The organism is Caldicellulosiruptor obsidiansis OB47 (genome assembly GCF_000145215.1).
GTDB lineage: Bacteria > Bacillota > Thermoanaerobacteria > Caldicellulosiruptorales > Caldicellulosiruptoraceae > Caldicellulosiruptor > Caldicellulosiruptor obsidiansis.
Genome location: NC_014392.1, coordinates 369068 through 382476, shown reverse-complemented (window position 1 = coordinate 382476; position 13409 = coordinate 369068). Strand labels below are relative to the sequence as shown.

The following is a 13409-nucleotide window of genomic DNA, read 5'->3' as shown; positions in this document are numbered from 1 at the left end:
CAATTTCCCTTTTTATACAGCTCGCATTATCCGATAAGCTCAAACCATTCCTCATTAACCATTATCTGGGAGTTAAAATAAAATTGTGTCCACTGTATAATTAGTATTGAAATAATCATCAAAGGGGGCTACTTAAGAATGAATAAAAACAAAATTATTGAGACTGCTAAAAACATGGCAAAAGAAGCAAGTATTAAATATGTATTGCTTCCTGTGATGATCCTAACCGCCCAGCTCTAAAGCAACTAAAAGTAAAACTTGCTCGATTGCTTTATGTTGTCGGAAAGATAAGTAGCCTTGCTAAAAACGACAATGACAAAGGCAATGGTTTTTATTGAAGTAAAACTTGCAACACCTGCCTTAAGTCTTGAAATCTCTGTCCCTCGCACGCGCTACTTCCAATTTCCGACCTTCTATCCTCTTCTTCCCGCTACAAAAGAGTTGATAGTTTTCCTACTTACCTGCTTATGTCGCAAGTATGCCAATGGTTATTCTTGAGCGTTCCCTTGTCCAGACTTTGAAAGCTTTGAATCTTCCATATTCCGAAAATGAAATACCAAAAATCAAAGAAGACCTTAAAAATGAGCTTGAGTTTCCCAAACAAAGAGAACTTACCTGCAAGTGCTTTTGCTCTTATCATCGATAGTTATTCAAAAGTAAAGTTAAGGTAATTGTAAGAGCAAATTTGCTACTTGCAATGCCTGCCTCGGTATCGACTAAGAAAGGTAAAAAAGACATTTTCGGTATTCTGCCCTTTCTTCGGCAAAGAAAATAAGGCTTACCTGGATGAAAGTTTTTGACGATCTAATTACAAGAGGTCTTAAAGAAGTTTTAATTGTCATAAGTGATGACTTTCCTGGTATTATAGATGCTGTCAAACTTGCTTATCCTCTTTTTTACCTTTAGCTTGCTTTTGTCCACCTCCAACAAAATAGCAGAAAACATATGACAAAAGATAAAGCTTTCCACTTTTAACAAGAGTTAAGAACAAACTTAGAATTTCTTCCTCCGATTTTTTGATTGAGCTGTACTGAAATTTAAAGAACTTTGTAATGGATACCTTTCATAATATCCTCGATTTTATTGCTGCAATATCAGAAAAAGCAGAGTTTTATTCTGTCCATATGAAATACCCTGAGGAATTAAGAAAGCTTTTTCTACAAACGCCGCTTTATGTGTAAATAGCATGATTGCGAAGGCAAGAAGTAAATTTAGGTGGATACTTTCAGCTGCTTGCGTCTTAGAAATTAATATTTACTTACAGGAAGAGAACTTACGCCGTACAAAATGGAAAAATGGAGTTCCCAGCATTAGAAAATGCATTAACAACATAATCCAACTTTACAACTTACGTTATAAATTGGAAACACAAAATTCTTGACAAGTCTCATCTTCGAATTGTAATTCCATGCTTCTTACCAAAAGTTCTTCTTGAGTAGAGTCATGTTTATTTGCTGTAGTTAAAATCCAGAAAAGTGGAAGCACTTCTTCTTTCCCTGTACACAAAAGATGTAATTTATATCCTTTGTAAAAACCTATAGTAACATGTATTCCTATCTTTGCTTCTTTGTCTTGCTTTGAACTTCTCAAAGGTGTTGAATCTACTATTGTTATGGATACATCTGGATTAATTTCTGCTATTAACACGTCTCGGATAGCTTGCAATAAATCCTCTTCTATTTTTGCTGCTAATTTTGCTATGTATGAATAATCTGGACTTTTTTCTAATCCTATGCTCTTTTTGAACTCTGTATCTTGATTTATTCTGTATTCTAATTCCCTAAAACTTGCTATTCCTCTTTTGACCTTGTAAACTAAACAAGCTATTATTTGAAACAAACTAAATTTCCTTGGTCTGCCTCTTTTACTGTTTTTCCTTCTTTGGACTGTAGTTTCTGCAATCTTTTTTATTATGCAAAGGAGCTTTAAAAATTTTTCATTTTGTGCTTTAATAATTTTAGACATTTCTTTATTCCCCCTTGTGTGTTGGTTTGGTCTTTACAAATTAAAATTATATCACAAGGGGGATTTTTTTACCCATTACTGTATTCTTGCTAATATGGTTATCTCTTTTATTCAACAACCTAAGCTCATTATTAAAAAGCTTATTGATATCATTTTCACATTGAAATCTCAATAAAGTTCTCTATAAATTTCTCTTAGATTTTTTTTGCTTTGTTTTACTTCTTTAATTATATATCCTTTTTCAATTAATTCCTTAATAATAAAATTCAAATCTTCCTGAGAATCAATTTTAAATTTTAATTGATTTTCTTTGCTTTCAATTAAAAATTTGAAAATTGTAGATGCACTTATTTTATCTTTTTCAAATGCTCTGTCTAACGTTAGAATATAAACATTATTATCAATAAGCTCATTTTCACCTATTCCTAATATTATCCTACCTTCTTTTATAAAAATGAATTTGTTGCATATTTCCTCAACTTCATCTAATAAATGTGATGATATTAAAAATGTGGTTTTCTGAACTTCATTAATTTCCTTCACTTTTTGCGCAAATTTAATTTTGGAGGTTGGGTCAAGTGCATTAGTCGGCTCGTCAAGTATCACCAATTTAGGATTAGAACTAAAAACTTTTGTTAATGCTAATTTTTGCAACATACCAGAAGAATATTTCTTTACTTTCCTCTTCAATATTTTTTCATTAAAATCCCAAAACTGTGCTGTTTTTTGAATTTCGTTTCTTGTTGTGCCATTCGATATACCAAATAAATCTAAGTTATCGAATCCTGTTTGATTTGGGAAAAATGTTGGATTTTCTATAATACCTTCTACATCTTTTAATGCCTTTTCAGGATTTTTTAAAACATCAAATCCATTTATTTTTACCCACCCATTTGACGGAATAACAAGACCAAATAAAACCTTTAATGTTGTTGATTTTCCTGCACCGTTTGGACCTATCAGTCCTACTACTTCACCTTCTTCAATTGTAAAAGAAATTCTGTCTAAAATTATCTTTTCTCTTGTTTTAACAGTGACATTATCTACTTCTATTATTTTCATTAATTCTACCCTCTCCTTTTTGATCAACTTTTTCCCTAATCATTTTACCAATAATTTTCCCTAATTCGTATGCAGGTTTGGCAAGTAGTAATGCAATTAGTATTATCAAATAATACAGAAAGTACACCTTCATATTCTATATACTTCTCCCTTCAAAAACTTTTATTTGTTCCACAACTTAATAAAAGTTCTTTTTTCTAAATATTATCAACCCAATTATTATAAAAACTAACGTATAACATACGATAATCATTATATAAATTAAGCTATTCCCAATTAAAACATTATAATCCAAAGAAAGAGACTTTGTAACAATTCCCCAACCATCTGTATATGTTAGTGGGTTTATTAATAGATACTTTCTTTCTATGCCTAATTTAGGTAATATAGAATTTACCATTTTTAAAAAAATCACTACGCCTAATACAAAATAGTCATTTGCTAATATGGTATACAGCATTTTATACAAAGTTATTAACATAACTGTTATTAAGCTATATACCACAAACAATTTCAAAAAACCTATCAAACATGAATCAAACGTTGTTTTTTCTGGGCTTACAATTACACTATTTCCCCATGTTTGTAACCCGTAAATAGTAAAATACGGCATTTTAATATCAAATTTTCTTTTAAACAATACATAAATTAAAGCAGAAAAAACTATTACACTTATAGTAAATATCAGTAAAAATATGATTACTTCGCATATAATATTGTAAATATATAGCTTTTCTCTTTTAATTCTATAATTCGGAAACAACATTTTGATATATCCTTTCTTCAAATCATCACCAAATAATGTCGCAATACATAATGCTATTATAATAAAACCAAAAAATACATCCATCCACCTAAAACCCATAGTATTTGATATCCAAACATTTTCAATAGCAATAAAATTTTTGGGTTTGTAAATCTTTTCTTTTAATAACCTTTCATAATACAACAGCTCAACAGCTAACTGATTAGTTTGTTTAAGATCATTGTTATTTTTGTATAAATTTATATTGTTTTTCAGTTCTTGAATCTTTGTTTGAATAAATTCTTTCTTCCCTAAGTATTTTTTGATAAGTTCTAATTCTTTAATTTCTGACTCCAGATTCTTTATTTCTTTTTCATAATATGTAATGTCAACTTCTTTTAAATTCCTTTTCTTTGCATTTTCAAATTTGCTTCTCAATTCAACAAGTTTATTTTCTTTAAAAACAAGCTGTCTATTGTAATCAGTATCAAGATACGTAATGAACCAGCCACCAAATTGTAAAAAGAACAATATCACAAAAATAAGAAAGAGGAACTTACTCTTTATATATCTAAACAATTGCAACCTGAAAAATTTTTTAAAGTCCACAACCTTTACCTCCTCTCCAAAATAAAAAAAGAAAAAAGGAGACGCCTCCTTCCATAGATAACCTTAGAAGTTTTCAAATGCTTAGTGTGCAAACTGTTCTTTTACCCGTCTAACACCTTCTGCAATCCAATCAGATATACTTTTCCCAGTAAGCCCTTCAACTACTCCCTCAACTACACATCCAGCTAAAAATCCTAAACCCCAAATAACTATTGCTGGTAAAGCGCCACCATTTACTTCGGTCAATTCATCATCTTCATTTAAAACTAAATATCCTTTCAATGCAGTCTCCATCATCACACCTCGAACCTCCTCTTTGTATGATTTTATTTTTACTATATCCCAACCTCCCGCGGCCGCAAACAGAGGTTGTTGCCTCACCTCATAACCTCAATTCCAACTTCTCTAATACCCATTTAATCAATCGCTCTTGCTTAACGACTATGCTCATTTCACATACTTGCCCTGCACTCAAATTAATACCATTTCCTACATTCCTCACTTCTACTTCAACCTCATAAAATCCTTGCCCATTTTCATTTGCTACCTTTATATCCCGCGATACCCTGGTAACCTTCCCTTCTACTACTTTCAACCCATCTGTTCCCGCCAATTTCACCTTTACCCTTTGCCCTCTTTCTATACCACTGCTTTTTGTGTTTGGTATGTATCCAATAACCTTAAATCTTTTTGATTGACCGTCAACTATCCTGCCAATCTCAGCTCCGCTACTTATTGCCGCTCCACTGAACAATTCAGCACTGTATTCAACATAACCATTTTTTTCCGCTCTTATACTACAACTCTCTATCAACCTCTTAGTTTCTTCCAAGTTGATTTTCAAGTTCTTTATTTCGTGAGTTAAACTACTAATCTCACTATCAATCTGCTGCAGCACCTCCAGCTTATACTTCTCAATATCTCCTTTTATATCATCACCTGAAATGACCAGTAGTCTCAGCTGCCCTTCTATTTTCTGTCTTTGCAAAATCAACTCACTTTTTGACTGCCTCAGTTCATCAAGTTTTGAATCTATTTTCAATATTAAAATCTTCTTCATATCACTACCATCCGATTTTGTCTTCACCTGCTGATTGTAATCCTCTATTTCACTCAATATAAATCCTAAATACCCTATGTCGTATTTCGTTAGCTTAACTTGCTCGCCTTTGTTTACAACTTCCTTTATTTCTTTTAACATGCTTTCAAATTTATCAATATTTTTAATTTTCTCATCTAAACTCTCTATCTGCTTTTTAAAATCCATTATACTGTATTCTCTTTGCACTCTTGCTTCTTCTGCCGCTTTTTTCAATTTTTTTATCTCATAACTATAACTCAAGTACCTTAAATAGTACGTATTTTTATTCTTGAGACTTTCTCCTTTTTCTATGCTATTTCTCAATTCTTTTAAATCGTCAATCTTTTTCTCATATTCGCTAAGTTGCTGCCTTAACAAATCCCTCTTCTTTATATACTCTTCATCATCTATCTTAAATAAAACATCACCTTTCTTTACATATTCACCTTCTTTTACAAAAACCTCTTTTACCTTCCCTCCAACATAACTTATCACCTTTGCTTCATCTTCCCAGGGTCTTATTATCCCTTGAACCTTTACATTTATATCAATTTTTCCTACAATACTCCACAAAACAAGCCCTATCACTAAGGCAAGCAAAATGTATGTAATATAAAGTCCATACTTTGAAATCTCTGATTCATACAAGAGTTTACTTTCTTTCAGTTCACCAAAATCATATATTACCTCTCTCATTTTCCAGCTGCACTCCCAACCAAATCCCATAGCCCTTTTTGCTCAAGCCCTATCAGCTGTTCTCTCCACAGGTTATAATAATATCCTTTCTTTCTCATCAGCTCCTCATGCGTTCCCACCTCTACTATCCTGCCTTCATGCATTACCACAACCCTGTCACACTTTAATATTGTCGATAGCCTGTGCGCTATTATTATGGTTGTTATCCCCTCACATACCTTCTCTATAACCTTCCCTATCGCCTGCTCGGTTACAGAATCAAGGTTACTGGTTGCTTCATCCATTATCACTATCTCAGGCCTTTTTAAAAGTGCCCTGGTTATTGCTATTAGCTGCTTCTGCCCGCCTGACAAATTCGCTCCATTCTCTTCTATCATGGTATTATATCTCAAAGGAAGTTTTGATACAAACTCATCCAGTGTGGTTAATCTGCTTATTTCAATCACATCTTCCATTTTTATATTCCTGTTATCCAATACCAAATTCTCGAATATCGTACCACTGAACAAAAAGATGTCTTGAGATATATATGCTATCTTCTCCCTCAAATGCCTTTTGTTTATATCTTTTATGTTATAACCATTTATCCTTATCTCTCCACTCTCATAATCATAAAATCCTAAAAGCAGCTTTGCCAATGTGGTCTTCCCTGAACCACTCTCTCCTACTATCGCTATCTTCTCTCCACTTCTTATCTTAAGATTTATATCCCTCAGCACAAGCTGTCTTGCACCATATCTAAAGTTCAAACCTTCTATCTCTATATCACCTTTCAAACTTGGAGCTAACTTCTTATCTTCGTCCTCTTTAAACTCACTCTCAAGTTCCAAAATCTCACTAAGCCTTTCGGCTGCAACTATCGCCGTCTGCAACATCGGCTGCAATCCTATCAAGTTCTTTATCGGGTCTACAAAGTATGCAAGCAGTGCATTGAACGTAAACAGCTCTCCTATGCTCATCTGCCCATTTATTACATTGTTTGCTCCTGCCCACAGTAGCACTATAACACCTATCCCTGCTATTGCGGCACTTATATTACTTTGCAAATTGTTTAAATTCGCTACCTTAAACACATCTTTTAATAGCTTTACAAACTTGCTCTCTGTCTTAAAACTCACATCCTCTTCTATATTAAATGCCTTTACTACCTCTATCCCATTCAGTGACTCTACCAAATATGACGTCAAAATTGCATTGTCTTCCATCTCCTGCCTGTTCGCTTCCCTCAATACCCTGTTAAATCCAAACACTACTGCCGCATACAGCAAAACCATCACAAACGCTATAAAAAACAGCGTTGAATTTTGCAAGTATAAAATACTTGCGCCTGCCAATGCCATTATGCTGTCTATCATTAGCGTCAGCGTTGCACCTGATACCGCATCCCTTATCTTTGACGCGTCCATAAACCTCGAAATTATCTCTCCTATCTTCCTGCTACCAAAAAAACTCATCGGAAGCTTAATCACATGTTCATAATACCCCAGCATCAGTTTAATATCCAATCTCTGACTCAAATGTATTAAAAGTCTTACCCTGAAGGCTCCTAATATCACCTTAAATACCGTAATCAGTATTGTACCTGCTGCTATAACATGAAGTGTATTCTTCAAAAGATTTGGTATTACATCATCCATCAAAAACTTGTAATAAAATGCTGCCGCTATCCCTAGCAAGGTATATACAATAGACACTGCAAAAATATTCAATAGCAAACTCTTCTGTGGAGCCAATAACTTGAAAAACTTCTTTAAAACTCCCTCCTGCTTACCTTTTTTAAACCTCTCATTTGGCACAAGCAGTATCAAAATGCCTGTCCATATTTTAAAAAATTCTTCAGGCTTTAGCTTCACAATCCCTTTTGCTGGGTCTGCTATCACTATACTTTCTTTTCTTATCTCATGTATCACAACATAATGAAATAGCTTGCCATCTACCAGCACATGCGCTATACACGGAAGTGGTATTTTTTCAAATATTGCCTCTTTTGTTTCTGCTCTGACTGCTTTTGCTTCAAATCCAAGCTCCTTTGCAGCCTTTACAACTCCATATGCTGTTGTGCCAAATCTGTCTGTCCCTGCTATCTCTCTTATTTTGGCTATTGACACTTCTTTTCCATATTGCAAACAAATTGTGGCTATGCTCGCTGCCGCACAATCTGTTATATCATGCTGCTTTACACAATAGTATCTCCTTTTCATCTTTTCATCCCACTTGATTTTTGGTATGTTTGCTTCTCTATTCTCTTATTTAGGCTATTTAGTACTTGAACTATTTTTTCTGTAAACTTCTTCTTGGAATTTCTATGCAAATTTTATCTTATATATTTTCATACTGTCAATCTCGTTTTTTTTTTTTTTTTTAGACGATATTTCGCCAATTTTTGAGCTAAAATTATGTTTTTCTTAAAATAGCTTAAAATTGCTCTAATTTTCTCAGGTTTAGAATAAGGCAGAGTTGTTACTTGTTATTGTCAATACCTTTTCCCTACTTGTAGTAAATCAGAGAATCTTTTTGGACTTTTACTGATTTGTAGCAATCCAAGTAACTCTCTATTAACTTTTTATCTGGCAAGGGTAGTAAATACTCTTTTTCTTTTTGAAACAGAAGAGCAGGTGGGACTTGAGTTGTTTGATTTGGCTGCATATTGACTTTTGCGTTTATCTCTTTTATTATCCTTACTAAATCCTCTTCTGTTTCAAATTCACCCTGATATGGCAATATCCAATCTATAAACTTGTTTGCTACTTCAACTTTTCCTTTTGTGTACGAATGTCTGAGTTTGCAAAGCTTTATTTCAAATCCAAAGTCTTCCGCAAAGCTTTTAAATCTTTAACTCACTTTAATTTTTTCACCTGTTATATCAACAGCTGCTGCTTGAAGTGTCGATTTATTTCTATTCTTAGGTTTTCCTTCAAAGTATTTCTTCTCAGTTCTTCTATCAACTCCATATATTCTTGCAAGTTCTGAAAAGTTAGGTTTCATTTTCATCGCCCTTATCATGTTTAAATGTGCTGTTAAATTTTTCATTTGATATCCCCCCTCACCATGAGAAAGGATATCATATCAATGTACAATTTTGTACATTCTTATATTCCACTTTCAGTACATTTTTATTTTATCATTAACATTTTTTCCTTCGTATGTTGCTTCCCTATGGGTTATTGCTGCCTTCCTGTATTCCTCAATTAAATCTTTTATATCTTTCATTCTATCACCCCAAACTTCCTTAATGTCTTAAGTCCAAACTCATATTGAAATTCATAGCTCTGCCCTGCTAACCATTCTCTTACTGTCTTCTCTCCTGAAATACGTTGTTCGGAGGAATAATATGCGCTTATTTTCCTGTGAATCTCTTTATTAATCGCTATTACAACGTTTTAATCAAAAACAAGGGAGCAGCACTCTTGTCTGCCACTCCCCTATAATCTGCTAATCTTCAAACTCTGCCAAACTCGGGTCTTTCATAAGCCCCTCTTTCAGCATTTTAAAACTTGTTCCCCACAATATACTTCGTTCTAAAACTTATTATACAATCATTATTTTTTACTAAAACTTACCTTGAAATAGTAAATTGGCACAACTATAATTTCCCCTCTTCTCTCCATACCTTCAATGTCATCTCTGCATCAAATCTCCAAATGCCAATATCTTCCCTTTTAGCAATCTCTTCAAGTAATTTCACTGCTTCATCAACATATATATTTAACCTCAAACAGTGTGCTGCTGCCCAACTACTTACACATATGTTTTCATCTTTTAGCAATTCTTTTAAAACTTTTTCTCTTAAATCTTTATCTTTCTCTAATATTTTGTAAATCCTTATTAACTTCGAATATTGTTTATTAGCTGTCTTATAATCGCCGTCTCTCGAAGCTTCCTTCTGCAATATTGCTGCGTTTCTGTATTCCTCAATCAATTTTTTAACATCTATCATTCTATCACCCCAAAATCTCTAAGTACTTGTAGTCCAAACTCATATTGAGGGAGTTAAAATAAAATTGTGTCCACTGTATAATTAGTATTGAAATAATCATCAAAAGGGGGTTATTTAAAATGAATAAAAACGAAATTATTGAGACTGCTAAAAACATGGCAAAAGAAGCAAGTATTAAATATGTATTGCTTCCTGTGATGATCCTAACCGCCCAGCTCTAAAACAACTAAAAGTAAAACTTGCTCGATTGCTTTATGTTATCGGAAAGAGCAGTATACCTTGCTAAAAACGACAATGACAAAGGCAATGGTTTTTATTGAAGTAAAACTTGCAACACCTGCCTCAAGTCTTGAAATCTCTGTCCCTCGCACACGTTACTTCCAATTTCCGACCTTCTATCCTCTTCTTCCCGCTACAAAAGAGTTGATACTTCACCTACTTACCTGCTTATGTCGCAAGTATATCAACGGTTATTCTTGTGCGTTCCCTTGTTCAAACTTTGAAAGCTTTGAATCTTCCATATTCCGAAAACGAAATACTAAAAATCAAAGAAGACCTTAAAAATGAGCTTGAGTTTTCCAAATAAAGAGAACTTATCTGCAAGTGCTTTTGCTCTTATCATCGATGGTTATTCAAAAGTGAAGTTAAGGATAATTCTAAGAGCAAATTTGCTACTTGCAATGCCTGCCTCGGTATCGACTAAGAAAGGTAAAAAAGACATTTTCGGCGTCTACACTTTCTTCGGCAAAGAAAATAAGGCTTACCTGGATGAAAGTTTTTGACGATTTAATTACAAGAGGTCTTAAAGAAGTTTTAATTGTCATAAGCGATGACTTTCCTGGTATTATAGATGCTGTCAAACTTACTTATCCTCTTTTTTACCTTTAGCTTGCTTTTGTCCACCTCCAACAAAATAGCAGAAAACATATGACAAAAGATAAAGCTTTCCACTTTTAACAAGAGTTAAGAACAAACTTAGAATTTCTTCCTCCGATTTTGATTGAGCTGTACTGAAATTTAAAGAACTTTGTAATGGATACCTTTCATAATATCCTCGATTTTATTGCTGCAATATCAGAAAAAGCAGAGTTTTATTCTGTCCATATGAAATACCCTGAGGAATTAAGAAAGCTTTTTCTACAAATGCCGCTTTATGTGTAAATAGCATGATTGAGAAGGCAAGAAGTAAATTCAGGTGGATACTTTAAGCTGCTTGCGTCTTAGAAATTAATATTTACTTACAGGAAGAGAACTTACGCCGTACAAAATGGAAAAATGGAGTTCCCAGCATTAGAAAATGCATTAACAACATAACCCAACTTTACAACTTACGTTATAAATTGGAAACACAAAATTCTTGACAAGTCTCCATATTGAAACTCATAGCTCTGCCCTGCTAACCATTCTCTCACTGTTTTATCCTTAGTAAATTCCTTTTTAGACGAATAATACCCGCTTATTTTCCTGTGAATCTCTTTATCAATCGCTATTACATTCTTAGTATTGTGTATCAATCTTGCATCAAAACCAGATTTCTTTATCTGACATTGCTCCACTATATGATGCCACTCTTTATCTTCTCCAGGTGAACCAAGATATTTCTTAAGCTCTGCAAAACTTTCAAATGACTTTCCATATTTGAGAACATACTCTGCTGTTGAAAGCTTTTTCTCAATCTTTGCAAACTTGCCAAGATATGTCCTTACCCTCTTGCCCGCTTTGCCAAGAACTGATACTAACTTTCCTGCTGCCTTGCCAAATACTCCTGTGCCGCCTGTTGCAAAGTCACTTATTACCTCTACTATGTTGCAAACCGCTATTCCTAAATATTTCCCATACTCTATTACCTTGCTGTCACATACTGCTTCTCTTCCAAATACATCTGAACTTAGCTTTATTAACCTCTCTACAGGCTCTATATACTCCTTAAAATACCCTTCTGCTAATACACTTGCTATGTCACTAAGTCTTATTACACCTTTTATTATACCAACTACTATGTCCTTGAAAAACCCTAAATTCTTTAGCGATAATCCATCTGTTGCTTCTACTATCTTCTGCTCTCAATTCTAACATATCACTATTACCATACATTATATTCCTCTACAACCTTCTACTTATAATAATTTAAAACTCTTCTTTAATTTGGACTTTTTTAATTTATTGTTACTTATACTCTCTTAATTTCTCTATCTTAGGGCTATGTCTTGATATTGCATCTACTATCATATTACTAGTAATAAAACAATAATGAAAAATATTCTCCTTAAATTTCCCTCTTCCTTCCTTTTCTAACCATCTGATAAACTCTGAATTCTTTACTTTAAAAAAACATTTCCTTTCCGGTTCATATTTTTTTGTATTCAAAAACATAACATCTAATAACAACCTTCTGCCAGTTTCTGTAATCCTTAACGCTTCTATACTATCATTAAATGTTATTAAAATTTTATCTTTATAATTTTTACCATGTTTATTTTTCCTTAACTCACCATTTAATAGTATGCTAACTCCACCCTCATCGTATATTACTTTTTCAAGACTTATTTCTTGTAGATATTTACTATCAATAAACTCTTTATACTCTTCTTTGACATACTCCCACGACATATCTGTAAGTTCTAATCCTTCTATCACTTTTTCTATGTCAACCTCTATTATACTCTTATTCAATGGATCTATCACATCCAGTGAGGATCCCAAATATTCTAAAACATAATTAGACGTAGGTATAATCCAATGCTCTATATCGTCAGGAAATGGATAGCTTTCTTGAATTAACCAGTTTATATATCCTGTATTTCTTCCAACATACATAGACAAGTCTTTCTTACATTTATTAGAGGCTTTTGATTCCAATATCTCGATTAATCTCTTCCTATTTTGCGTTGCACAATATAGAATTGAATATGGCAAGCTTGCCCATATTTCAAATTTATTTTTCTCATAAATCAATGTCATTAAAATTCCTTTACCATATTCAAATTTAAATGCACTAAATCTTACTTCATTATCCAACCATTTCATTTCTACATAACCTTCTCTCATTCTTATAATTCAATTTCCTTATTTATATATAGAAATGTAAATAGACTTAACATTTTGTTCTTTGTGTTTTAGTTGTATTTGTTTTAAAAGTTAAATACTCGAATCTCAAACATTAATTTTGTATTGTTATTTTACTTTAATAATTACATTTATTTCATTCAGATTTTTTAACTTACTTTGTAATTTCTATCTAATAAACAACAACATTTTTCAGTTCCTAAAAAAATATTTATTTCCTATTAGCAGATAGATAAATCAATCCAATG

The 13409-nt window shown here is 32.9% G+C and carries 10 protein-coding genes and 4 pseudogenes; 3 read left to right on the top strand and 11 right to left on the bottom strand.

Features of this window, described 5'->3' with window-relative positions:
* The first annotated feature begins 138 nt into the window (after positions 1-138).
* Positions 139-1381 (top strand): annotated as a pseudogene (locus COB47_RS11865) (transposase).
* Between the two features lies 1 nt (position 1382).
* Here the strand turns inward: COB47_RS11865 and COB47_RS01510 are convergent.
* The 9 genes and pseudogenes from COB47_RS01510 to COB47_RS01475 form a co-directional block, all read right to left on the bottom strand.
* A pseudogene (locus COB47_RS01510) lies at positions 1383-1965 on the bottom strand (transposase); the annotation flags it as partial.
* Between the two features lie 168 nt (positions 1966-2133).
* Positions 2134-3027, bottom strand: a complete 894-nt coding sequence (locus COB47_RS01505) for an ABC transporter ATP-binding protein (RefSeq protein ID WP_013289662.1) — start codon at positions 3025-3027, stop codon at positions 2134-2136.
* On the bottom strand, positions 3005-3160 hold the full coding sequence (locus COB47_RS12190; RefSeq protein WP_013289661.1) for a hypothetical protein: 156 nt from the start codon (positions 3158-3160) through the stop codon (positions 3005-3007). Before COB47_RS12190 ends, COB47_RS01505 begins: the two co-directional genes overlap by 23 nt.
* Before the next feature lie 45 nt (positions 3161-3205).
* Positions 3206-4381 (bottom strand): ABC transporter permease subunit, encoded by a 1176-nt coding sequence (locus COB47_RS01500; RefSeq protein ID WP_013289660.1) that lies wholly within the window; start codon positions 4379-4381, stop codon positions 3206-3208.
* An 81-nt stretch (positions 4382-4462) separates the two neighbouring features.
* Positions 4463-4678, bottom strand: coding sequence for a hypothetical protein (locus COB47_RS01495; protein WP_013289659.1), 216 nt, complete (start codon positions 4676-4678; stop codon positions 4463-4465).
* Positions 4679-4763: 85 nt separating this feature from the next.
* The gene (locus tag COB47_RS01490; RefSeq protein ID WP_013289658.1) at positions 4764-6158 is read right to left on the bottom strand and encodes an HlyD family secretion protein; all 1395 of its coding nucleotides are present in this window, start codon (positions 6156-6158) and stop codon (positions 4764-4766) included.
* A complete protein-coding gene (locus tag COB47_RS01485) occupies positions 6155-8359 on the bottom strand; it encodes a peptidase domain-containing ABC transporter (RefSeq protein WP_013289657.1) in 2205 nt (734 codons plus the stop codon). Before COB47_RS01485 ends, COB47_RS01490 begins: the two co-directional genes overlap by 4 nt.
* Positions 8360-8648: 289 nt before the next feature.
* Positions 8649-9035, bottom strand: a pseudogene (locus tag COB47_RS11860) (IS21 family transposase); the annotation flags it as partial.
* 706 nt (positions 9036-9741) lie between these two features.
* Positions 9742-10095 (bottom strand): DUF2019 domain-containing protein, encoded by a 354-nt coding sequence (locus COB47_RS01475; RefSeq protein ID WP_013289656.1) that lies wholly within the window; start codon positions 10093-10095, stop codon positions 9742-9744.
* A 119-nt stretch (positions 10096-10214) separates the two neighbouring features.
* On the opposite strand from COB47_RS01475, the pseudogene COB47_RS01470 reads away from it, so the two are divergent.
* Positions 10215-11456, top strand: a pseudogene (locus COB47_RS01470) (IS256 family transposase).
* On the opposite strand, the gene COB47_RS01465 reads toward COB47_RS01470, so the two are convergent.
* On the bottom strand, positions 11424-11651 hold the full coding sequence (locus COB47_RS01465; protein ID WP_013289655.1) for a hypothetical protein: 228 nt from the start codon (positions 11649-11651) through the stop codon (positions 11424-11426). The pseudogene COB47_RS01470 and the gene COB47_RS01465 overlap by 33 nt on opposite strands.
* A gap of 82 nt (positions 11652-11733) precedes the next feature.
* On the opposite strand from COB47_RS01465, the gene COB47_RS12085 reads away from it, so the two are divergent.
* Entirely contained in the window at positions 11734-12168 is a 435-nt protein-coding gene (locus tag COB47_RS12085) for a hypothetical protein (protein ID WP_148217789.1), read from the top strand.
* Positions 12169-12261: 93 nt separating this feature from the next.
* On the opposite strand, the gene COB47_RS01460 is transcribed toward COB47_RS12085, so the two are convergent.
* Positions 12262-13122 (bottom strand): hypothetical protein, encoded by an 861-nt coding sequence (locus COB47_RS01460; protein ID WP_013289653.1) that lies wholly within the window; start codon positions 13120-13122, stop codon positions 12262-12264.
* Between the last annotated feature and the right edge of the window lie 287 nt (positions 13123-13409).